At 44.3% G+C, this 24,283-nt stretch carries 15 protein-coding genes; 6 read left to right on the forward strand and 9 right to left on the reverse strand.

Annotation, left to right across the window (positions count from 1 at the left end):
- Positions 1 to 274 precede the first annotated feature (274 nt).
- Entirely contained in the window at positions 275 to 1,924 is a 1,650-nt protein-coding gene (locus ABH008_RS11710; protein WP_347985799.1) for a methyl-accepting chemotaxis protein, read from the forward strand.
- Between the two features lie 10 nt (positions 1,925 to 1,934).
- Positions 1,935 to 2,477, forward strand: a complete 543-nt coding sequence (locus tag ABH008_RS11715) for a chemotaxis protein CheW (RefSeq protein ID WP_347985800.1) — start codon at positions 1,935 to 1,937, stop codon at positions 2,475 to 2,477.
- A 135-nt stretch (positions 2,478 to 2,612) separates the two neighbouring features.
- Here the strand turns inward: ABH008_RS11715 and ABH008_RS11720 are convergent, their stop codons facing one another.
- Positions 2,613 to 3,176 carry a hypothetical protein gene (locus ABH008_RS11720; protein WP_347985801.1) on the reverse strand — a complete coding sequence of 188 codons (564 nt, stop codon included), beginning with the start codon at positions 3,174 to 3,176 and terminating at the stop codon, positions 2,613 to 2,615.
- A gap of 742 nt (positions 3,177 to 3,918) precedes the next feature.
- Here ABH008_RS11720 and ABH008_RS11725 point away from each other — a divergent pair.
- Entirely contained in the window at positions 3,919 to 4,575 is a 657-nt protein-coding gene (locus ABH008_RS11725; RefSeq protein ID WP_347985802.1) for a PEP-CTERM sorting domain-containing protein, read from the forward strand.
- Positions 4,576 to 4,802: 227 nt separating this feature from the next.
- Here the strand turns inward: ABH008_RS11725 and ABH008_RS11730 are convergent, their stop codons facing one another.
- The 7 genes from ABH008_RS11730 to ABH008_RS11760 all read right to left on the reverse strand — a co-directional run bounded on the left by ABH008_RS11730 (position 4,803) and on the right by ABH008_RS11760 (position 17,274).
- A complete protein-coding gene (locus ABH008_RS11730; RefSeq protein WP_347985803.1) occupies positions 4,803 to 5,423 on the reverse strand; it encodes a hypothetical protein in 621 nt (206 codons plus the stop codon).
- A gap of 171 nt (positions 5,424 to 5,594) precedes the next feature.
- Positions 5,595 to 7,196, reverse strand: a complete 1,602-nt coding sequence (locus ABH008_RS11735) for a vanadium-dependent haloperoxidase (RefSeq protein WP_347985804.1) — start codon at positions 7,194 to 7,196, stop codon at positions 5,595 to 5,597.
- Positions 7,197 to 7,518: 322 nt separating this feature from the next.
- Positions 7,519 to 12,177 carry a transporter substrate-binding domain-containing protein gene (locus ABH008_RS11740; protein WP_347985805.1) on the reverse strand — a complete coding sequence of 1,553 codons (4,659 nt, stop codon included), beginning with the start codon at positions 12,175 to 12,177 and terminating at the stop codon, positions 7,519 to 7,521.
- 6 nt (positions 12,178 to 12,183) lie between these two features.
- Entirely contained in the window at positions 12,184 to 13,254 is a 1,071-nt protein-coding gene (locus ABH008_RS11745; protein WP_347985806.1) for an HD domain-containing phosphohydrolase, read from the reverse strand.
- A gap of 176 nt (positions 13,255 to 13,430) precedes the next feature.
- Entirely contained in the window at positions 13,431 to 14,111 is a 681-nt protein-coding gene (locus tag ABH008_RS11750) for a Fe2+-dependent dioxygenase (protein WP_347985807.1), read from the reverse strand.
- A 56-nt stretch (positions 14,112 to 14,167) separates the two neighbouring features.
- On the reverse strand, positions 14,168 to 15,082 hold the full coding sequence (locus ABH008_RS11755; RefSeq protein ID WP_347985808.1) for a tetratricopeptide repeat protein: 915 nt from the start codon (positions 15,080 to 15,082) through the stop codon (positions 14,168 to 14,170).
- A gap of 2 nt (positions 15,083 to 15,084) precedes the next feature.
- A complete protein-coding gene (locus ABH008_RS11760; RefSeq protein ID WP_347985809.1) occupies positions 15,085 to 17,274 on the reverse strand; it encodes a TonB-dependent siderophore receptor in 2,190 nt (729 codons plus the stop codon).
- A gap of 489 nt (positions 17,275 to 17,763) precedes the next feature.
- On the opposite strand from ABH008_RS11760, the gene ABH008_RS11765 reads away from it, so the two are divergent.
- The 3 genes from ABH008_RS11765 to ABH008_RS11775 all read left to right on the forward strand — a co-directional run bounded on the left by ABH008_RS11765 (position 17,764) and on the right by ABH008_RS11775 (position 21,833).
- Positions 17,764 to 19,230, forward strand: coding sequence for a hypothetical protein (locus ABH008_RS11765; protein ID WP_347985810.1), 1,467 nt, complete (start codon positions 17,764 to 17,766; stop codon positions 19,228 to 19,230).
- Positions 19,227 to 21,188 carry a DUF3857 domain-containing protein gene (locus tag ABH008_RS11770; RefSeq protein ID WP_347985811.1) on the forward strand — a complete coding sequence of 654 codons (1,962 nt, stop codon included), beginning with the start codon at positions 19,227 to 19,229 and terminating at the stop codon, positions 21,186 to 21,188. The genes ABH008_RS11765 and ABH008_RS11770 overlap by 4 nt, the downstream gene beginning before the upstream one ends.
- 99 nt (positions 21,189 to 21,287) lie before the next feature.
- Entirely contained in the window at positions 21,288 to 21,833 is a 546-nt protein-coding gene (locus tag ABH008_RS11775) for a cytochrome b (protein WP_347985812.1), read from the forward strand.
- Between the two features lie 148 nt (positions 21,834 to 21,981).
- Here the strand turns inward: ABH008_RS11775 and ABH008_RS11780 are convergent, their stop codons facing one another.
- Positions 21,982 to 23,775 carry a C1 family peptidase gene (locus ABH008_RS11780; protein WP_347985813.1) on the reverse strand — a complete coding sequence of 598 codons (1,794 nt, stop codon included), beginning with the start codon at positions 23,773 to 23,775 and terminating at the stop codon, positions 21,982 to 21,984.
- Positions 23,776 to 24,283 lie beyond the last annotated feature (508 nt).

Below are 24,283 nucleotides of genomic sequence, written 5' to 3' on the forward strand. Positions count from 1 at the left end.
TTGGTATTCTTTATGACGATTAATTAATAAATTTTATCTGATTAATCAAATGTTTAGCTAACCAATCATAGCAACCCATGGTATGTGTAAGCTTCGAAGCTGGGTTTCATTTTATTCAACCCAGCCTACGTCCTACATGCCACTGGCCTCGCTACAGGTAAGGAGGCGCTGATTTTCGTTGTTTGTGTGGGTAGCTTGCAAAAGTCTGTTATTTTTCGAACCCTGGTCCGGGTCAAGGCCTGATGTATGTTAAAAAAATTTTAAGGAGTCAGATATGACTGTTGTCCAACGTATGTTGTTGCTAGTCGGTGCCGCCATTACCGGTTTGTTGTTTTTATCCATAGTCGGGTATGTGCAGATTAATCGGGTGTATACATCAGCTAATTACTCAACTGAAAATATAGTACCTTCGCTAGTGTTGGTTGATGATCTTAGAAAAAATGTACTAAGAATTAGACTGGGAATCAATCGGCATGTACTCAATACCGATCCCAGCAAAATGGGCGAAATAGAGGACATTCTTAAAGGCAACATCGATGGCTCAAGGGACGCCATCAAAAAATACGAATTTAATGGTTGTTTGGGGGTCAGTTGCATTTCCAATGACAAAGACCGGGAATTACTGGAACAGGAAAAAAATCTATTGCGGCTGATGGAAGCCGATGTTCAACCTATAGTGGCCGAATCGCGCCAAAATCATAATGACAAGGCTCGAGAAATGTTGACTAAAAACATTCCACTTGCTGAAAAACTGGCTGCAACGATTAACGATCATATGGACTTAAATGTCGAGTTGGCAAAAAAAGCGGGTGATGATGCGGCTGCGGTTAAAGTTTCTGCCGTTACTCAATCGATAGTGATTACTATTATATCGTTGTTAATTATCTGTGTATTAGCCTGGTTGATCGTGCGCAACTTACTTCGTCAATTGGGCGGTGAACCGGAAGCGGTAGTTAAGCTAGCCAATCAAATTGCAGGTGGCGATCTGACTGGTGTGATTGTGTTGAAAAGCGGTGATACAGATAGTGTGATGGCCGCCATGAAAAACATGAGCCATAATTTGGAAGAAACCATTAGCGAAGTGATTTCAGCGGCCGATCAATTGAGTAATGCTTCCGAACAGATTAGTGCCACTGCGCAATCCTTATCGCAGGCTACCAGTGAACAAGCGGCCAGTGTTGAGGAAACCAGCGCCAGTATCGAGGAAATGTCGGCCAGTATTAACCAGAATGCAGACAATGCCAAAGTGACCGATGGTATGGCTGGCAAAGCCTCCAAAGAAGCGACAGAAGGCGGTACAGCTGTTAAGCAAACGGTGGATGCCATGAAACAAATTGCCAATAGGATTGGCATTATTGACGATATTGCTTATCAAACCAATATGTTGGCACTGAATGCCGCCATCGAAGCAGCGCGGGCTGGTGATCATGGCAAAGGTTTTGCTGTGGTGGCAGCCGAAGTGCGTAAATTGGCAGAACGCAGCCAGGTAGCGGCACATGAAATTGGCCAATTGGCGGAAAGCAGTGTTAAAACAGCGGAAACGGCTGGGCATTTGTTGGATGAAATTGTACCTAGTATTACTAAAACCTCGGATTTGGTACAAGAAATTGCCGCAGCCTCACAAGAGCAATCGGTTGGTGTCAGTCAGATTAATTTAACCATGAATCAGATGAACCAAGTGACTCAGCAAAACGCCTCCGCCAGCGAAGAGCTGTCAGCAACGGCGGAAGAAATGACTAGTCAAGCTGAAGCCCTGCAAGAATTAATGAGTATATTTAAAATTAATCAAAGCGGGATAGTGGGTAGCAGGAATGTTGCGAAAGGCTCACATAATTTTGACAAATCCAAAGCGCATGTCAGTCAACAATTCACTCGCAGTCGAGTTGAGAGTGATGTTAACTTAGATAAATTTAAACACTTCTAGAGAAATAGCCATGACCGCTGTTGCCAAAACCACTGAACATTTGCCTGCTAAAGTTAGCACAAAGCATACCGCCAGCGCCGGCCAGTATCTCACTTTCATTTTAGGCGGAGAGAGCTATGCCATAGGCATACTACATACTAAAGAAATTATAGATTACGGTTACCTCACCGAGGTACCCATGATGCCATCCTTTGTACGTGGTGTGATTAATCTGCGCGGTAGCGCGGTACCTGTGATAGACCTGCAAGCGCGTTTTGGCAAAGGCAATACGCTAATAGATAAACGTACCAGCATTATTATTGTAGAAACCCTTCGGGATACTGAAGAGGGCGAGCCGCAAGATATCGGTATTATTGTCGATGCCGTGAATGAAGTGGTGGAAATTAATCAGAATGATATTGAACCGGCGCCTAGCTTTGGCGCCAGTGTCCCTTCGAACTTTATTAATGCCATGGCCAAACGCGATGATAGCTTTGTAATATTGCTGAATGTTAACCGGGTTTTATCCATTGAAGAAATGGCGGCAGTCAGCCGCGGTGTCGAAAACGCTTAACATTACCTGATTACTCATAAGCTTCTGCAACACCGACACTTTGTAATCAGATAAAAGCCCTGTAGCAAAATCTGAATGCTATGTTTACTTGTGCTGATGCTTATGGGGAATCAGGAAAAATTTTAATTCAAGGTTTTAGCGACCCAAACCTGTTTTACGGCGAACTACCCAGCCAATCATGGGTAAGCCTAATAGCATCATTACCCACTCTGCTGATTCAGGAACAGGTGAAGTCACATCTGTAACGCTCCAATTCTCGGGAGCGGTGTTGTTAAAGTGCAGGTTATCTCTTGGAAAAGCAATTAAGTTGTAGGTATTTTTAGCGGTGCCATCGTTTCCACCGGATAATTCATTGGTCCAGGTACTATAATAATCTTTATCCAAAAACACGAAATTATTGCCAAAACCATTGATGGTGACGACTGCGCCACCTAGTGTCGGTGCCGTGGTTGTTGGTGAGGTACTTTGAAACGAATACGCCAGTAAATTACCGTTTCCATTAAACGCTACCCCATTATCAAACACACTGATGTTAGATAGGTTAGTGATGCTGTTGCCGTCAGTGGTTGTTCCGGTAAAGCTGCCGGTAATTGTCGCACCTGAAATGGTTTCCGAAAAGTGATAGGTATCTGCATTTGCATTGTTTGCCAGAATTAACCCCATGGCTAACATGACTGTTTTGCTAAATTTAAAATCCATGAATAAAACCTCTTTGATTAGTTAATGGGGGGAGCGGTATTAATTGCAAAGAGGAAGTCCGGCTATCTTTTTCCACAAAGCCAGAGATTTTCTTTCCAATGCCTAACAGATACTGTTTAGCGTTTTTCGTAGCTTCTCACCTTGGTTAAATAGCCTGAATCGGTAGGGGTGGGTTGCACCCGTCTAGGAACTGAGAATTTACAAAGGTCTTTGGTTAAGTGCTTTGGACTACGCAGTTTATGGGGCGTACAAAGTACGAACTTACGAACGGTCAAGCCTGATAATTTGGGAGTTGCTTTTTTTCTTATTAGCGTTTTTATCAGAAATATTGGTTTTTTTCAAACGTAATCAAACTAAAGTAGGTGTATGTGTGGTAGGTTATTGATTATTAAATGATTAAATATTTTGATAGTAACCTGGGTTTTTGTATTAAAACGTTAATGTAATCGTACGTAGCGTAATGCTAACGTGATTGAAGCTTGGCGGATTTTGTTGAGTATCTGGATAGTATCAGCCAATGCACAGGCATAGCAAGCGCTAACCAAAAAATCTGATTGGCAAATTGTTATGGGAAAAATGGTGTTATATTAATCTATTTGGGTAATCAAATTTCAGCTTGCCGCATAAAAAGTAAATCATATTAATACCGAGAATGTTTTATGATGAATGGCGTGATTATTTATCAGTAGTAAATTTATGAGATTAATGCAGTTTTTTTCTTAAAAATTCATAGGTGATTACAATGCGTAAAAAGTTGTTTTATATTGGTATTATGGGAGTAGTCGTTTTTATGCGGAATGTTCAGGCCGACACGTTCACTAGCGACATCCCGCAACCGTTTCCGCAGTTCAATCAGCCCGGAAATCCTAGTTATCATAGCGCCGATATCGTTTATCCTGGAACTGCAACCATCAAGGCTGGCGATTTTCAATTTACTCCAACTAGCGTATCGTCTATTCAAGGCAATGAAGTAGATACGCTCAGTACGCATTTTGTTGGGTTTCTGGATGCTTTTGGAAGCAATACCGCATTTAGCCTGGATGGCATTACACAAGTTACTGTAATGGGGAGATCCAGTGCTTCTCCATTGGGTAGTTTTTTGACCCAAATAACGTCAATGGATCTGACCGGGGTAGCCGGCGGTCACACCATCGAACTGAAGCTGGATCCGACAGCCAGTTCGACAGGTATTAGCACTATTTCGCCAAACGGAACGGGTCAGTTCAATATAAGCAGTTTCTTCGATGTAGTTATCGATCTTTCCATTGACGGCGCTCCTTTGACGCCTCCATCAAGTGGAACAAATACTAATTTGGCGACAGCCGTACCGGAGCCTTCGACATTTATTTTGATGGGAATGGGATTTTTAGGCCTAATTCGCAGCCGTAATAATGCTTAATGGCAAATGTAGTCTTAAAAGCCTATGGCTTGTAGCGGGTACAGCAAAAACTGATTTAAAGTTTATCAGCTACTTCTATCTAGTGATAAGGGATCGGTGTTGCTGACGCTTATAGGTAATTAGGCAACAGGATATGAACACCTTCAAGACACTAGCCTTCGATAAAGCTTTTCTGAGTTTATCGAAGGCTGCAGAACGAATAGTGAGAAAAGGAATGGTTTCTAAGGCTATGCAAACGCTGTTTGGATGCCTGGTTTTTGTTTACGGCTAACGACAAAACCTATTAAGCTGGTTGCAAACAAGTAAAATGCATTGGGTAACGGAACGCTAGCCACCGTATAAGTAGCTACTTGCCCAAAATCAGTTTGACCTGTGGCATTGCCAAATTGATCTAGGCCTAAAAATGCGGGTCCACTAACGCCATCTCCACCCGTAAATGTCAGTTGAATTAACTGCCCATTCAAATCGCCGCTAAATTGGTAAGTCAAGTCACTGGGCGTGAGTCCTGAATTAGCATAAGTGCCTGCGAATGCAGATTGAAAAGCTTGTGTGCCGTTGAAGTAATTGACCGATTGTTGGTTAGCAGCTATATCGGCAACTGACCATGGTGAACTCGTCCAACCATATTCAACACTGCTGGTATCAGTCGCGCCTGCAGCAGTAGCGGTGAACTGGATATTGGTTAAATCGTAGCCAGTATTATCCTGAATTTCAAAATAGGTGTTGTTAGTGGTCGCATTATAACCAGCAAAAATATCTAGCGTGTCCGCTTGTGCAGTTGATGCCGAAATCAATAGTATGACTAGTGGCAAACATGGGTTGAGACGATTGACAGTATTTGGTTTCATAACCATTATCCTTAAAAGTATGTTGTATCTAGCTAAATGAAGAAGCAATAAGTTTTCTATCAGAAATAATACGTATGTGCAGTCAAGGAGATAGGCGATGCTATTAACAGATCGGCCTACCTCCATGCTTTGTTCCTATTAATGATTGATTGCGTTTAACACTTATCTGACTTAAAGACCAAAGAACCCAGAATTAGCAGAGTCATTGACTAAAATTCTATGCAAATTGATGCCGTTAGCCACGCTGTTATTGCCTTTAAAGATTCTCAAACCGTGCGCTGCTGGATCCAATTGTGCATTGATAATCTGATCTGCGATTGATAAGCCCAGCGTTTGTCCTTGAAAATTGTCATTACCGAAGTGTACGCCCAAATAAAGTCGGCTTTGACCGTTTTCTAGCTGTATTTGGCTAAAACTGGAAACGTTACGCGTAGTTGAGTCCTGTCCATTAATGGCGGTTGCCAATTGACCTGTGCCGTTATTGGTGCCTATCAGCCAGGGAATACTGGTAAGGGTAACGGGTGAGTTATTGGGGAGTATGCTATCGGAATTGAAAAATGCGCGCAGTATCTCTGCACCTGCTGCTACAGTTGCACTATGTCCGGCTGGGCTGGATGGGTGAGCCGGGGTTACACCGAGTGGTTTCCAGTTGTAACTGGCAACATTACCGTTTGCATCTGCATTGATTGCGGTGATAGGACGCCAGAAATCCAGATCGTATTTTGCTTGCCAAGTGGCAATACGTGAATCAGCAAGTGCGTTGTCCAAGGCTGCAAACAGTTTGGCGTTTTGATTTAGACCTAAATTGTGTGCTGCTGAGGCTAATCTTGCCGCTTCATTAATGTGTAATTCCGCATCCTGTTTGTAATATAGGGCTTGTAACAATTGATCATTGCTGCGGCTGCCTGGATTTGAGGAATCCTCACCATGATTTTGTACAAATGACACTTCCTGAGTATATTCCGCGCTACCCACTTGTAGGGCGGCGGGTACTGCGGCGACTAACTTCTGTTTTTCGAATGTGCTTATGCTAAACGGTGTTACATTTTTCCAGTTAAAGTCTATGGCGGCAGCTGCTTGGATGTTGCCAGTTGCGTCGAAACCGGTTGGCGCACCTGTTATTGGATCTATCACGCCTGCTGCGCCGTTGCTTGGGCGCCATAAACCGACTCCAGGGTTACCCGTAGCATTGGCTACGACGGCATTGGCAGCATTAACTGACAGATTGCTAGAAGGAGTATAGGTGGTTCTTACTTTGGAATAATCTGCTGATCTTGCCGCTAATGCAGCGGCGGCCGCTGCTTGACCGACAGCAATACCGGCATCGCTGGAACTAGCGCCTAAGGCGGTTAGATCACTGGCTAACTGCGTATCTAACCAAGTTAAGGTGGCAGGCCATGTGCCTGTGGTTGGCAGGGAAGCTTTTAGTACGTCATGTGCCGCTTGAGCCGCTGCAACCGAGGCGGAAATGGAGGTTAATCCGCTTAAGGTGCTGGTGTTTGTATAATAGTAACTGTCATTACTGAAATGATTGATTGCATTCACTGCATCGTAAACCGCACGCGCTTCAATAGCTTCAATTCGGGTAGCTACGTTAGAGTTTAGCGCATTACCCGCATTGCCTGTCGTTAGTGAGGTCGCGGCTTTTGTGGCCAGAACGCTATAATAATTCCAATTGGTTACCTCATCCGCAAAAACCGGTGTGGCAGATAGGCAAATGGCGACAGATAAAGTGATTTTGGTGGGGAGAAAAGCGTGCTTTAAATTTTTCATATAAACCTCAATGTCATTAAAAAATTAAACAGTTATAACCATCATTGTATAAACTGCTAATTCGGTAAAAGCATTATCAATGCCAATTTATATGTTATTGAAATGTAATGTTAATTTGTTTTTATGGATAGTGTGGTGATGCTTGGTCATCAACGGTTGTTGATTGGCTGTCTGTCGGGTAACAGTGTTGCCTATAGTGCCGAATTATCAAAGAGAGGGTTGTTTAGGGAGCATTAGGCTTCAAGAAAGTTGTTTGATTGCAACCGGCGCAATACGCTGCGCTATTGACGTCCTATGGAGTGATCGCTTTGACGATTGTGGGTTATGGGCTTACAGTTTGGGCTACCTGTAAACTTTTTTGAAAATCGGGAAATTCTCGAAGTAGGGTGGTAATACCATCAATATCGAAATGACCTATACAGTCCTGTAAATTATTGGCGTAGTCCTGGAGCGGTGTAAAATCATATTCATCGGCAATTTTTAGTAAATTAGCGGCGAAGCGTTTCATGGCCGAAATATTATTACTGTCTTGTATTGTCTTCCAGTTATCTTGTTGCTGATGCAGTTGCTGTAAAACCATGGGTAACACCAGCAGTTCTGCCTCTGTTAAGCTCACATTCTTATTTTGCAAAGGTTCAGGTTCGTTAACTTGGTGCGGAAGAAATTGGCTTAAGCAAGCGACTAACTCCTGACGCAGGATGGGTTTTTTTAAGTAGGCATCAAAATGATCGCTCTGGATACGTTCGAAGTCATCTTGCATGACTGAAGCGGTTAAAGCAATAATGGGAACTTGTTTAAAGGCTTTAATGGCTTTTGCCGCTTGATAACCATCCATCACCGGCATTCTGATGTCCATTAAAATCAAGTGTATATCCTGTAATTCGGCTACTGCGATGGCCTCAAGCCCATTTTCGGCTTCTAGTAAGCTTACTTGACTGCCGATAAAGTTTTCCCTAATCAGACGGCGGTTATTTTCTATGTCGTCTACCACCAGTACTGTGGCTGGTCGAAATAGGATTTCTGCGGGTGTTGAGTGGTTAAAACGGGAGCTGGGCGTTACTTTAATGGCAGCCACATCCACTTGATTCAAGCGTACCGTAAAAGTAGAACCGTGGCCGGGTTGACTTTTAATGGATATACTCCCGCCCATTAGTTCTACCAGACGTCGACTGATCGATAAGCCTAAACCTGTACCGGATTGTTGGTCGGGACTATCCAGTTGCGTAAACTCTGAAAATACCGATTCCTGTTCATTGCCTGGAATACCGATACCGGTGTCCTCGATTTCGATTAATAAATCCAGGTGGCTGCGTATTGGGTTTTCGTTTGCGGTTTTGGCTCTAACACGGATATAACCTTGCTCGGTAAATTTTACGGCATTGCCAATCAGATTGAAGAGTACCTGACGTAAACGGGTAAGATCCAGCATCAGGCTGTCTGGAATATTGGCATCGATTTCCAATATCAAATCCAGGTTTTTCTTACGCAGGGCCATCATAAATATATGGCCCAGTTCGGTAAACATCTCGTGAGGATTAACCGCCGTTTTTTGGATACTCATTTTACCGGCTTCAATTTTGCTTAAATCCAGTATGTCGTTAATCAAGGTTAATAAGGTGTATCCTGCGTTATGGATGGTTTTTACATAAGACTTAAGGTGTGGGTCCTGTATGCGTTCATTCAATAATTCGGTGAAACCCAGGATGGCATTCATGGGGGTACGAATTTCATGGCTCATATTTGCCAGAAAGGCTGATTTAGCATGGTTGGCCCGTTCGGCCTGATTTTTGGCCTCCGCCAAGTCCTGCTCCATTTTGATGCGTGCAGTTAAATTAATGATTACCGCCAACCAGGCATGTTGCTCCTTATAATGGATAGGCATAATCGATAGTAGGCAATCTATGGTTTCATCGGCGGAAATTTTATAACGGACTTGACGTTGTGTGATGCTGCCCTGAGTGTGCAAAATGTCTAATATTTTGCCTTTTTCTAGTGGGTCTGCATAAAATTCGGAGGTATTGCGGCCTATGATGCTGGTGTGATCGGCTATCTCGCGTTTTGCTTGTGGATTATCCAATAATATAAGCCCATTATTGTCGGCAATTAAAACGGTTAGCGGCAAGCCGTCTATAATGGCTTTAAATTGCGCATCCGCTTGTTTACGTTCGGTAATATCCCAATTTACGCCAAACACCTTAATATGGCCACTGCTTTCATCCACTACTCGGGTAGAACCGGCATAAATATAGCGAATCTGACCATCGGCCCGCAGTATGCGAAACTCTAAATGTTGCTGATCAGCCAGATGGGGTAGGTTTTCGATTAAGTGGCGGTCGTCTGGGTGAATTTTACTGATCCATTCCGTGAAAGACACGCGTGCTTGAGGGGGGATCTGATACATTTCGAACATGCGTTCATCAAACACAAAGCTATTGCTGGCACTATAATCCCATTGCCATACGCCTAAGGAGACCAGTTCGGTTGCCAAGGCAAATCGTTCGTTCAGTAGCCTGACTTCACATTCACTCGCCAGACGTTTTTGCACTTCATTCTTTAATTTGCGATTCCAATAAAAAAATATCGCATTCAGTAATATCAGCGCGCCAGCAATTTTTGCCAGCAAGGAATAATCGGTCAGTACGGTGACTGCCTGCTTACCTGTCCAGATATTATGAATTTTTTGTTTTTCCGCAGGCGTTATATCGTTGAGCGCTCTGTTTAGTAGTGGGATTAACGGTAAGTAATTTTCACTCACTGCTAATACAAGGGGGGCGTTAAATTCGGTTTTTCCAACAATGCGAATATTATGAATGCCTAGTTCGGTAATTTGATAACTGACGGGGGCCACGGCCTCTAAAAATGCGTCGATTTTACCGCTGGATACCAGACTTAAGCCTTCTTGTATGCTAGTGACTGCATAAAAGTCGATATTGGGGTATTGGCGGGTAATAGTATTTACATAGTCGTAATCTTTAATCACGCCTATTTTTTTATGCTGTATTTGTGCTAAGTTTTCAATAAACTTTTCGTCGTCGCGCATGACGATTACGACTGGACTGGATAAATAGGTTTGCGTATATTTTAAGGTGGATAACGCCGAAGAATCAAGGGTTTGCGACAATAGATCAATGTGTCCATTTTTAAATTTTTGCAGCGATTCCTGCCAGGTTTTGCTTTTTTCAATCTGGATAGTGATACCCAGTCTTTGTTGAATTAACCTTAAATAATCCGACACCATACCGGCGTATTCGGCTTTATCGGTAAAGGCTTCATAGGGTAGTCGATTGGGATTGCCGGTAAAATGAATAAGCTTATGCGCATCCAGCCAGGCACGTTCGGTTGCGCTTAAATTCAAACCTTGCTGATCGGGGCTGACACCCAACCATTTTCTGCGGATTGTCAGCATTTCATCTGCGGAGATGGATTCCAGGGCTTTGTTTATAATTTCTGGCAATAGCGGCCAATCTTTGCGTATCCCAAAACACAAATCGCCCTTATCAAAGCTTGAAGCGTGATTGATTCTTAAGTTAGTGTAAGCATTTTGCTCAATGATCCAGTTGGCAACGCCCTGGTTACCAATATAGGCATCGGCTTTTGCAAACGATAGGGCTTTTAAAGCCTCTGTAGTGGTATCAACTACTAATAGTTGGATGGCTGGATAGTCTTTGGCGATACGCTCGTGCAAGTAATAGGCATTTTCGACTACAACGATTTTGCCGTTTAAATCGTCAAGTCGGGAAATATCGGCGACATCTTTGCGCGTATAGACTACGCTGGGTGGTGAGACAAAAGGCATGGAAAAATTCAGAAACTGTTCACGATCAGGGGTTTTAACCACACTGCTGACCATATCAATTTCGTGATTTTTGACTTTGGCTAAGGTGGTTGACCACGGATAGCGGCTTGTTATTTCAAAATGTATGCCTAGACGTTGTTCTAATAAATGGATGACATCTGCGCTTAAACCTTGAAACTTTCCGGTTTGATCTACAAATTCATAGGGTGGCCATTCTGCTTCGCTACCCAGTTTGATCAGCGGATGTTTGCTTAGCCAGGTTTGCTGTTCGGAGCTTAAGTTTAAGTTTTGTTTCTCAACTGGGGCTTCAAAACCGATCCAGCGGTTATAAATGGTCTGTTTTTCTTGTGCTGAAATGGAGTTTAAGGCTTTTTGCAGTATAGCTGCCAATTCTGGCTGATCATTGCGGCTGATCATATGTATGGGGTGGCTGTCCAGCTCTCTAGCCGATTTGAAGGGAATAATAGTGTTTACCCCTTCTTTTTTGAGTGCATAACTAATGCTGGCATAGGTGTCGTATAACATATCGGCGCGGTTTTCCAATACGGCATCAATGGCTGCGGTAAAGGTATCGACATTGACAATGATTACTTTTGGAAACGCTAGTCTTAGATGTTCTGCATAAACATAGTTCTTGGGTATGGCCACTCTTTTGCCATCAAGATCGTCCAGGGACTTGATATCGAGATCACTGCGGATAAAAAAATAGTCTAAGGCTTGGAAATAGGCGCTAGTAAAATTGACATAGCTTGCGCGTTCTTTGCTATAGAAGGCTGCGGGTAAAATATCGATTTGCCGATTGCGGATTTTGTCTAGTAAATCGTTCCAGATACCGAGTTTAATCTCAAATTTTAAGCCGGTTTTTTCGGCAATCAAGCTTAAATAATCGTAAGCTACGCCATTATATTGGCCTTCGGCGTTAACAAAATCGAACGGTGCCCAGTCATGTTCTGCACCTACGATCAGTTTAGGATGTTGTTTGATCCATTTTTTTTCTTTGGCGGTTAAGGTCTGGTTAATGGCTTTGGCTTTGCCAGTAATTAATGCCTGTGGCTGGTTATCAATTGCAGGCTGTTCAAACGAAGTAATGGCTGCTGCGCTTGCGGGTATGATGATTAAAAATAGCAGTAAAATATAGATGGAAGCAGCAGTACTTAGGAATTTAGCCAACCTGCCCAAGAACATCACTATTTATTCTATTGCAGCTATGGCGATAAATTCATCAATATGCTGTATAAAAATATCGACTAACTCAGGATCGAAATGGCTGCCGCTTAGCGATTTAATGTAGTCAACGGCTTCGGTAATGGACCAGGCATTTTTATAGCGTCTAGAGTGGGTTAGGGCATCAAAGACATCGGCCAAGGCGACAATGCGGCCGTAAATGTGAATATCGGCACCTTTTAAGCCGCGCGGATAACCGGAACCATCCCATTTCTCATGATGTTCATGGGCAATAATGGCGGCCGCTTTCATCAGTTTGCGTGGTGAACGGCTGAGTAGCTGATAAGCCAAGCCACTGTGTTGCTTCATGACCTCAAATTCGGCATCGGTGTAACGTCCGGGTTTGTGCAAAATTTCTGCCGGAATCATAATTTTGCCGATATCGTGCATGGGGGCCGCATTAAAAATGGTGTCTATATCTTCGTCATTTAAACTGGGATAGAGTTTAGCCAGTAAGCGGGATAACTCGGCCATGCGTTTAATGTGTTTGCCGGTTTCATCTGAAGTGGATTCCATCACTTCTGTTAAGATGTAAATCATTTCCTTTTGATTTTGTTCCAGTTCAGTTAATAAACGCAGGCGCTCGACCTGAGATTTTATTTCGAGCTTAACATTCTGTGTTTTAAGGATTTTTTTGGCGCCGTAGAGTTCAAGATGGGTGCGTACTCTGGCCAGTAACTCGCTGGCATGAAAAGGTTTGCTGATGTAATCGACACCTTTGCATTCAAAACCTTTGGTGATGGAATCTACATCCGTTTTAGCCGATAAAAAAATGACCGGCACGTCCTGACAGTTGGGTAATGATTTTATCTCCTTGCATATCTGGAAACCATCTTTGCCAGGCATCATAATATCCAGCAAGATTAAATCGAAAACGACATTATTTTCATTAATCAGCGTAATTGCTTTTTCGCCGCTATCCGCAAACGAAAATTCATAATCATCTTCTTGTAAAATATTCATGGCTAATTGAATATTTTCAGCAACATCATCAACAATTAAAATATGCGGAGTTTCGCTTATTATGGACTCTATCATCAGCAATATATTGTTTTTTTAATGGTTGATGTTAATTGTCATGATATGGCCAATCATGCTAATGCTGTGTTTAGTTTAGCACCAACTTATATTATTGCTCAATTATAGAAGCACATATACCCTGTGGTTAATGGTTTGCTGGTCGACCCGCTTACTCTGGTATAAGTAAAAATTGCTTATACGTCTACCCAGAACCTTAGCAAGTTGTGATAACAGCCTGATAGCCTTAGTAACGCCGGATTTTCCAGGCTATTAGACTGTTGTTGATGCAAGGCTATGATGGATTGATCCATATCGTATAATAACCTGCGCTGGGCATCGTCACGCACCATGCTTTGTATCCAGAAGAAACAGGCATTGCGGGTGCCATGCGTCACTGGCGTCACTTGATGCAGACTACTGGCCGGGTAAAGCACCAGATCTCCCGCAGGCAGTTTAATATGATGCGTGCCATAGGTGTCTTCGATGACTAATTCACCACCCTGATAATCTGCTGGGTCTGACAAAAATAAGGTTACCGACAAATCGGTGCGCATGCGATCTGTGCTTCCACGTATGGCATTGTCCACGTGATAACCAAACTGCATACCTGTTGCATAGCTATTGAATAGAGGCGGAAATATACGGCGCGGCAAGGCCGCACTGGTAAATTGCGGACAACGTTCCAGCGCACGTAAAATTAAATCCCCCATTTCAACTGCCAATGGCGAGTTTTCTGCCAGCTGGCGATTGTTTTTGACTGCACTAGACTGATAACCCGCTGTTACCCGGCCATCTACCCAGTCGGCTTGCTTAAACAGTTGTTGTATGTTTAGTAATTCTTCTTGGCTTAAAACATTCTCAATATGGAGTAACATAATAATCTGTTTGCATTTAAGTGTTTAAAACTGCGTCAGTGGTGTATGGCACTGACTTAAGTAATAACGTCTTGCTTAAGCTCAGCAGCGCGATTTAGCCAATACTGGGCTTTGTCTGGCTCTGGGGCTCCTGATAAACCCTGCAATAAAGCCAGTGCATAGTGCTGAAAATCTTGCGCTGCGCCGTTTTCGCAGCAATATTCCAGCACGGTTAATGCGTTGGCTTGCAGATGAGGATGCGGGCTTTGTACTAATTGCCTGGCAATGGTTCTGCGTACATTTTGTGTACCTTGTTTGGCGGCAAGTAAAAACCATTCTGCCGCTTCATGAATACGACCTGCATCTACCAATAAGCTGGCCCAATTGTATTGACCACGAAAATAACCGCTTTCTGCGGATTTGTGATACCAGTGGTAAGCGGTTTTCAGCTGGCGTTCCACGCCCCAGCCTTCTTCGTAGCAACGTGCGAGTAAATTCATGGCGCGGCCGTGTCCTTGGTTAGCGGCTTTCTGATACCAATAAAAGGCGAGTAGCGGATCGCGCTGTGTGCCCAGACCATCCAGAAAGCAATGGCCCAGATTGTATTGCGCCCAATCATGATCTAGCTGTGCCGCTTGGGCGTAGTGCTGAAAGGCCAAAGTGTGGTTTAGGGTGACACCCCAACCGTTTTCGTAACAGCGAGCTAGCATATTGATGGCATCTGCATCCTGGCTGGCAGCCGCTCGTTGAAACCAGCTAAAGGCTTCGGCAGGATTTTTATTGACACCATAGCCTTCCAGGCACATACGTCCTAAACGGATTTGTGCGGCAGTAATACCCTTAATTGCCGCCATACGTACCCAAATGGCTGCTTGTTTGGCATCGCCAGTTAATAAGCGTTCCAGCTCGACACTGCTTAGTTGCGTAAGTTTATCTAAATAGAGATCGGGTAAATGTAAAGCTGGGCTGGTTTTTTCATCACTTTTAATCATCTTTAAAAGCTGACATTCAGTGTCAGATATCCGGTACGCCCAGGCCCAGGAACGGCATGACTTTCTGATGAACTGGAATAATAGGCGCTCTGCAAATAATATTTATTGGTGACGTTATCAAGATTCAGTTGCACGTTAAAATGTTTATCAATCTGGTAAGAAGTCATCATATTCCATAGCGCGTAGCCTGCCATGCGTGCGGAGTTATCCGGAGAAGCGTATCGCGGTCCATAGACATACACACCGCTGCCTACTTTCCAGCTATCGGTTGGCGTATAAGTCGTCCATAAATTATAGGTGTCGCTGGCGACATTCGGCACTTTGTTGCCCACTTCGCTTAAGCCCGTATCTGTATTTATGCCGTTGACGATTAAGGCATTGAGATGGGTGTAACCAGTATTGATTTCCCAGTTTTGGGTGATTCGGCCATTTAGGGTTAATTCTAATCCTCTGACGCGTTCGCCGAAAGTGACCGCTTGTAAGGTTGGATCGTTCGGGTCTGCCACTCTTAAATTGTCAGCTTGGAGTTGAAATAAAGCACCGTTCAATGACAGTTTGCCGTTTAACAAACTTAGCTTGCCGCCCAGTTCCAGATTAGTGGTTTTTTGCGGTGTTAACGACGTAGTGGAGGGGGCTAGGGTTAAATACTGTATGGCTGGGTTATAAGATGTGCCGTAAGAGAAATAATAGCTTTGCGTGTCGAATGGCTTAAAAACCAATGCCGCGCGCGGACTTAGCAAGGAATTGTTTTCGGTAAAAGAATTTCCGGATTGACTGTCATAAAATTTGGAGATAAACCGATCAAAATTCAACCCCGCCATTACATCCCATTGCTCGGTTACATGTAAGGTATCGACTGTGTATAAATTAATATCATCACCACGTGATCCGGGCTGCGCAGCAATTTGTGACTGGATGGACAACACCTGTTGCGGATTAGGGTTCAATAAGGATGTGGGTGTTATTTGGTCAATTTGATTGGCATAGCGTGTGGTGCTCATGCTTTCGCGGCTTAAGCCCAGTCCTGTGACCAGATCGTGTTTAAATTGGCCGGTATTAAATTGCGTCGTTAAATTCATGCGGTCGGCAAATAGCGTGGTGTATCCGGCGCTACTGGGTTGATCGCGATATACCAGAATTTGATCGAGTGCGGTGCCTATAGACGGCGGGTTGTCGCCTAATGTTGGCGATGTGACTTGGTAGTTAAAGTCATAGCTGCCATAGCGAAAGGTATTGGTGAATTTTGTTTTTGAATTGAATGCATGTTCAAAACTGGCTGTTAGTACATTGGTGTCTGTTTGTGTGCGATCATAATTTGCTAATCCGTAAAATTTATTACGTGCTACCGGGGCAACCGATCCCCAGAGAATTGGAATGCCATAGTCTGGAATATTGTTCTCTTCCTGATGCAAATAACTGAGGGTTAATCGTGTCGGTCCATCCATGCCGAAACTGATAGAGGGGGCAAATCCATAACGCCGGTTTAGAGCGATGTCGCGATCTGCAATATTGGAACGTTCGGCCATGAGTGCAAGCCGAACCGCAGTACCGGGATTGATGACTTCATTAAAATCACCCGTTATACGTGCTAAAGCATTGGTGCCGCCTTTTACGGCAAAGGAACGCAGTGTGGTTTGTGTTGGCATCTTGCTTTCCTGATTAACCACGCCCGCTGTCGAACCATAACCAAACATGACCGATGAGGAACCTTTGATGACATCCACTGATTCCAGATTGAAACTGTCGCGGGTGTAGTTACCAGGGTCGCGTAAGCCATCCATGAAAAATCCGTTTTGCACCACCAGACCACGAAGATTGACATTATCGCCATGAGCGCCGCCTTCGCCAGAGTTCATGGTAATGCCTGCTACGTTTTTTAGGGCATCTTGTAAGCGGGTAATCGATTGGTTTTGTAGTTGCTCTTTGTCAATGACATCTATGGCTTGCGGGGTATCTTGAATAGGTGCTGAATATAGATCCAGATTGAGTTTACGCAGATTGTTATTGTCGTTAGTAGTTGAACTTGCTTCAACATTGACTTCTGGCAAAACGCTGTCATTATCCGCTTTAGCGACTTGCGACCAGGTGCTGGAAGCCGCAATGCCAAATACCGTTGCCCCTATGAACTGACTAGGTGTATTGACTAAATGAGTTTTACGACTTTTGTTATGCGGGTAACTTCGAATAGGCATCGTTAATTCTCCAAGATAGTGGTAGTGCTTTGCTATAGGATCATTTATTGGTTGATGTACTGTAAAGTAATCTCAAATAATAAAAACTATACAAAAGATAATCATTATCATTAGCATTGTAAAGCGTGTGTAAAAGAAAACCTGTAGGGCAGGGCATGCAGCTGGTTTTACCCCACAACACAACTAGAGTATTGGGAAACCCGAAATGTCTGAATAGGTGGTAATCGGCGCTGCTGTATTGCGACACTGTTGCTTTAGGCTGAAGTTGCTTGAAACAATTAGAGCGTATGCTTGCTGTTAGTGTAAAATTGACTAACACTGTATCAGTTGGTGATTCAGCCTTTCGTGACTATATAGAAAACAGCCACCCCATCAATTCGTGTTTATGCAAAGATAAAGATCGATAGCCGGATGTAGAATCAATAACCATTAGTCTTGCTCAATGCGCAGTCTCTAGGATAAGCATAGAATTAATAATGAGGACATTAAATGCGAATAACCTTGTACGTAATTGGACTGCTGTTTAGTTTTATTGCCTTATTTTGTTTTTTGTTGTTGTTTGGCACCCCTAAAGATTGGTTAATTGGCTTAATTGTTGGCTGTAGTTTTTTATTTGGCGGTGCAGTGCTATTAACTGCAGCAATCAAAAACTATCTGGGTGGCTGGTACTTTCTATCCGCAATACTGTTGCTGTCGATAGCCCTGTTTTTCTTGGGTGGGGTTTACCATTTTATTGCCACCGGAGTCTCAGGTTCATTTATTCCACTGCTGTGGGCTGGATTAGTGTGTCTGGTGTTAGGTTTAATACTGTTACGATTAGGACACAAGCTTCATAAAAAGCGTTGGGCTGTGTTGGTTAGCGAGGCGTTAGCCGCCGCCAATGCCTTGGCAATAAAAACAGAAGTAGAGAGCTTAAGAACTGGCAACGATAGTTTAGCCCCATTTCCAAGCAAAGTGCCAGTCGCAGCACTTTATCCTCCTATGACTACTTGGAGAACATTTCTGTTAATGGTGTTTAGCGGGTCATTGTATTCGATTTTTTTAACCTATAGAACCAGTAAAGATTTGTACACTTTGGGTGAGAATTCATTTCGTCCCAAACGCGATGCGGCGTTAATATTAATGCCCTTATATGGGCTGTTGGTGTTTATGCGCATGGCCAAAACCATTGCCAGCTTAACCAAAAAGCAAGGGATGGTGAATAAAGTATCTGCCTCTATGCTAACTGTCTTATTGATATTGGCGGGTATATTATCGGTGAGTATGCCGACCTTTTTATATCCACTGACAATTTCTGTGGTAGTGATACCTTGGTTGATATTACACCAGCAAATGAATCGCCTTCGGCAGGGGCAATCTACAGATTGGTTGCAACCTGTAAACCAATACACTTGGCGACAACGGTGTGTGTTTATCTTAGGTGTACCCCTGATGGGCTTGGCTATCTATGGCAGCAAAGCAGATTTTCAATATTTTAAAGCTGACAATCTAGCCGTCGGTGCTGCGCTTGTCGGGCAATCATTACCCTATCAGTTGCATATACCAGATCGAAATTGGCGAGTCGTGCCAGTAGGTACCATGTATAACGATACCGACATGGAATTGATGAATAAGCCTAGCAATGAATGGGTTGTGATCCGTGTTCAACCGAATCAACATCAAACATTAGATAGTTTAGTCGATAACCGTAAGGCGATTATTGCTGCCAATTGGAAAGATTTTAAGGTGGTTGAAACGCGTACTCTCGATTCTGGTGCGCACTTAACGCCAGTTTCTATTGCACATTACTCCCATTCACAAACGTCTAACTTTTTTAATCAATCATTTTTTGTCGCCACTATCGTTACAACAAAAACCATTTACGAGGTGATAGGACAAGGTTCTAAGCATCCGGCAAGTACAGTGCAAGAGCTGGTAAATAGTTTTCAATTAACTGCTACGGAAGGTAATCAATGAAAATATCGGCTTGTTTATGGTTATCTTTACTGCTGTTGGCTTGTACTGTGACAGTGGCTGATACTTCGAACCGGGTGTTTAAACTAGCCGGCAATATGCCGAATCAAGTGCTGTGGTCTCCTGTTAACCCAAGCTACCAGTATCGGGATCTGTTACCGCAACCCGATAAAATTGCTACCTTTAAAAAACTGGGTTATGGCAGCGTAACCTTGGGCGAAACACACCAAATTTGGTTGCGAGATGATAAAACCGTTGAAGAAACTGTCAGTGTATCTCGGTTTTACATGGACTCTAACGGCATCGAAACCGTTGGTAATAGCGGATTTTGGATTGACAGCACAAGTCAGCGCGTGGAAATTAAAGAAGCGTATGTTTTGCAACCTGACGGCAGTTTGGTGAGTGTTGATGCGGGAAACATTCAGATTAACGGCGATAATTCAACGAGTATTTTCAATGATTATAGTTATGTAACCATCCCTTTTTCTCAATTAATACCAGGTAGTATTTCTATTCTGACTTACAAAATCGTTACCTATTACGATAAATTACCTTTGCCTTGGTTTCGCGCGTTAAATCCGGCCAATTTTGGTCATATAGAGCGTTTTCAAGCCCAGATAAATTGGGCGAAGGAAAAGCAGAAACCGGCGTGGAAAACCGATTATGCAAAGTTGGTGTGCAAGGAGGGCGCATTAAGCCTGACTTGCAACACGCTTGAACCCAGTTTACCTGTGCCAACGGAAAGAGGTATGCCTGCCTATAATGATGTTTTACCCGTGTTGGTATTAGCCGAGGCAACCGATTGGAACGCTATTTCCAACAAAATGCAAACGTATACTGAACCGGCTTTATCCAACACTACAGTCATTAAAGACTTAGCCGATCAGTTGCTTAAAGAAGCGAGTAGTGCGGAAGACAAGTTACAGCGTTTAGCTACGTATGTGGCACGAGAAATACGCTATGTGGGTATTGAACATGGTTATAACGGTGTGGTACCCAGACCCACTCTCAAGACATTGGAACGTCGTTTTGGTGATTGCAAAGATAAAACCATGTTATTTGTGGATTTGGCCAGGCAAGCGGGGCTGGATGCTTATCCGGTATTGACTTCGACAAATCGGCACGCATTGTCGAAATTATTGCTTCCCTCCTTAAATTACTTTAACCATATGATAGCCTGCGTTAAGCTGAGTGCTTACAAAGATGCTTGCATAGACTTAACAGACTCCCAAACTTCTCCTGCCTATTTACCCAACACGTTACAGGGTGCGGTAAGTTTGTCGGTTGGTCGCGGAGCGGATGCGCCCTCTACCCTAGATTCTGAACCTTATACTTGGGTGGTGGATATTAAAGCGAATCATCAACTGACTGACGACGGTTCTATTATTGAAACACTTGAACGGCATTATGATTCGCATTGGGCTGCCGGGTTACGGCATAGCTTGGTGTCTAAGTCTCAAGACGATCAGGATCGCTCATTGTTAGAGTATTACCGTTCTGTGATGGGTGACAAAGTAACGCCCACCGTTAAATTACAAGGGTTGGAGGACCCTAATTCACTGTTGGTACTTAGCACCAATACAGAGTTTCGCAACGCTTATAACGCTAAGCAATTGATTAATTTTAGCGAAATAGATCATTGGTTAAGAAACCTGATCAATAATACCAAAACCACTAACGTTATTTACCCCTATAGCTTTCAAGGTATTAATTATAAAAGTCAAATAAGCTATAAACTTGAAAATCAAAAACGTATTAATAACATTGGTCCTAAGCTGGATTACACGGCAGAGTGGGGCAGTCTGCACCGCTATTATCGTAATGACGAGACCAGCATCACCGCGTTTACAGAATTAAAAATGCCCCGTCTGCAAATACCTGTCGAGAAAATTGCTGAATTTAACCGCTTTCTTGATTTATTAAACCAGGAAACGCGTATCGTGTTTAGTGTGCAGAAATAGAAATGCTATTAAGTGACAGTCTTACGCCAGCTGCAAAATAGGTTACTGATAGATCCGAAACATTGTATGATTTAGTTTTACGACAGCTTTGGAGTCTAGGTGGATAAGCAGCAATTGAGTATGACCATGCGTTCATTACATTGGTTAGTCGCATTAGGTATGATTTTTTTAACGGTAGTTGGCTTTTACATGTCAACTTATGAAGTATGGGATTTATATGATATACACAAAGAGGTGGGTGTTATTGCATTGCTTATCATCCTGCCCCGTATAGTATTAAGGCTGAAAAAAGGTTGGCCAACACCGGTTCGAGAGTACCCTGTATTAGAGCATAAGCTGGCTGTTGTTGTGCATTGGGTTTTGTTAATTTCGACTATTTTGATGCCAATTTCTGGTTTTATAATGTCTAGCGCCGGTGGTCATGGTGTAGATGTGCTTGGCTTTGTTCTGTTTCCATCTAACTTTAGCAGTGCCAATCCTTCTGAGGCGATTCCGTTAAACGCTACGCTTGCAGAGTTTGCGGAAGAAACGCATGGACTGCTGGGTTATGTGCTTGCAGCAACTATTATACTGCACGTGGTTGGTACACTTAAGCATCACTATTTTGACAAAGACCGTACTTTGCTGAGAATGTTAGGTAAATAGGGGGTTGTTAAGGGTATGAAACCACTATTGCGGCCAAGTTAAGCGCTAGGTAGGATGTGCTGCCCCCCGTTGGTTGGCACATCCGGTCCTATTTTGTCTAGGTGTCGCCATTCGAGATTGTTGGGGTGCTTTCCTCACCCCAACGACCCTAAAGCCTGGCCTCTCCACCCCAACCGCTGTTGGGTGCCGTCTGGGCTTTGTGGTAGATCTTGTCATCAACGCCGACGTAGAACACTTCCAGGCGACCGTCTTGGTTCCGCCCGACGACGATCTGCTTGGCGTTGCCGCCGAAGTAGCTCTCGCCATTCCAGGAGCCGTTGGGCTTGATCTGCCAGTTGTGGAACAAGGCTGTATTCGTACCGACGTAAAACACTTCCAGGCGACCATCCTGGTTTGATGCCACGGCGATCTGCTTGGCCAAGCCGCCGAGAGCCACCTCTCCACCCCAACCGTTGTTGGGTGCCGTCTGGGCTTTGTGGTAGATCTTGTCATCAACGCCGACGTAGAACACTTCCAGGCGACCGTCATGGTTCCGCCCGACGACGATCTGCTTGGCGTTGCCGCCGAAGTAGCTCTCGCCATTCCAGGAGCCGTTGGGCTTGATCTGCCAGTTGTGGAACAGGGCTGTACTCGTACCGACGTAAAACACTTCCAGGCGACCATCCTGGTTCGACGCCACGGCGATCTGCTTGGCCAAGCCGCCGAGGGCCACCTCTCCACCCCAACCGCTGTTGGGTGCCGTCTGGGCTTTGTGGTAGATCTTGTCATCGACACCGACGTAGAACACTTCCAGGCGACCGTCTTGGTTCCGGCCGACGACGATCTGCTTGGCGTTGCCGCCGAAGTAGCTCTCGCCATTCCATGAGCCGTTGGGCTTGATCTGCCAGTTGTGGAACAGGGCTGTACTCGTACCGATGTAAAACACTTCCAGGCGACCATCCTGGTTCGACGCCACGGCGATCTGCTTGGCCGAGCCTGTCAGCGGTCTTTCGGCACACCAACTTCCGTTCGGTTGCGTTTGGGTCCTTTGGTAGATCCTGTCGTTTCTGCCGATTAAGAAGACCTCAAGCCGGCTATCCTGGTTCAAGCCAACTTCGACCTCCTTAAAGTACGGTGGTGGAATCGTTCCTCTGTAGGTGTGGATGTCCCAACCAAAGTTGATGACAGGGCTCTTGAACTCGCTGTAGGCGAGATGGAAGAAGCCCTGTTCTCCCCAGTCGGTGTCCCAGCTGTTCTTGCAGTGGAAAGCCTGCAGGCCGTCGTCATAGCCGACGAGCAATACGGCGTGGAAGCCGCCGGATGTCGCTGTCGTGTTCTTGTAGACGCCGCTCTTGTAATAAAAGAAGTCGTCGGGCGCGTTCATGGTCGTGACCACGGGTCCGTTGTCAATCAGCAGAGCCTTGACCTCGTCGATGGTGGTTGGGTAGTAGCAGGACCAATCGACGACCTTGTAGGTCTCGTCCTTCCAGCCCGGTTTGGCCGACGCGAGGCTACCCGTGAACCAGCTCTCGGGCGGCAGCCCGGTATTTTGAATGAAGGCAGCGATGCCGTGGAGGTTACCGCTGCAGCCATCGGGGCTTGAGATGATGGAATGCTCGGAGAGGTCGATGGTCGTATTCGCTTCACCGGCGCAGATCACACTAGACTCCATCGCGGCGGTCGAGGCGTAGACTGTGCATGTGCCGCCATCCTGCATCTTCACCGAGGTGACGTAGTTCTTGCCGTCCAGATTCGACCAGTCGAACACGATCGGCAGCGGTGGCGGCGGCGGCAGTGGCTTGCCGGGCGGGATCGGCCCTATCGGTCGTGGCGACACGAGTCTCGCACGGACCTCTGGGGACAGTCGTGAAACGGAGGTTTCGCCCGCGATCCAGGTAGCGCCCGCCTTAAGGATTGCCGCCTGGACTCTGACCAACTCGCCGGAAATGTTGGTCGTATTCATGTTCTTCTCCTAAATTTCTTGTCATTAATGTTGTTATACACCATAAAAAATTTGTTCTTGAACAAACCAAATCTTATGGTTGTTGAACAAAGGGATCCGAGAGCATCCCCAAATTCTTGGTTAATTGGATCACACTTAATACAAAAAAAATATTCGTATAACTACCTAAGTTTATTCGGAAATGAGATATTAAATGGTTCGAATCGGAAGGCGGGCAATGATTAGACAGTCTGAACTCAAATGTCTGATGTTTAAAATATGTGCCTTAACATTGGCGATGCATACAGCTGGCTTAAAATAGCCAAACAGTAGACAAAAAGATGAAAACTTAAAATTTTATAGTACCTATGCCGTCTAATTTACACCCCACAAAAGGTTAATTTAACATAAGCCCACTTATCCAAGGCATCTTCAGTAAACGCAATTTAGAAATGTCCTGAATTGGCAAACACTTGACTGGCCGGATTGCATCAATATTGCTGTTTTGCTAATGACCAATCAATGGGTA

Origin of the sequence: Methylomonas sp. AM2-LC (genome assembly GCF_039904985.1) — a bacterium.
Classification (GTDB): domain Bacteria; phylum Pseudomonadota; class Gammaproteobacteria; order Methylococcales; family Methylomonadaceae; genus Methylomonas.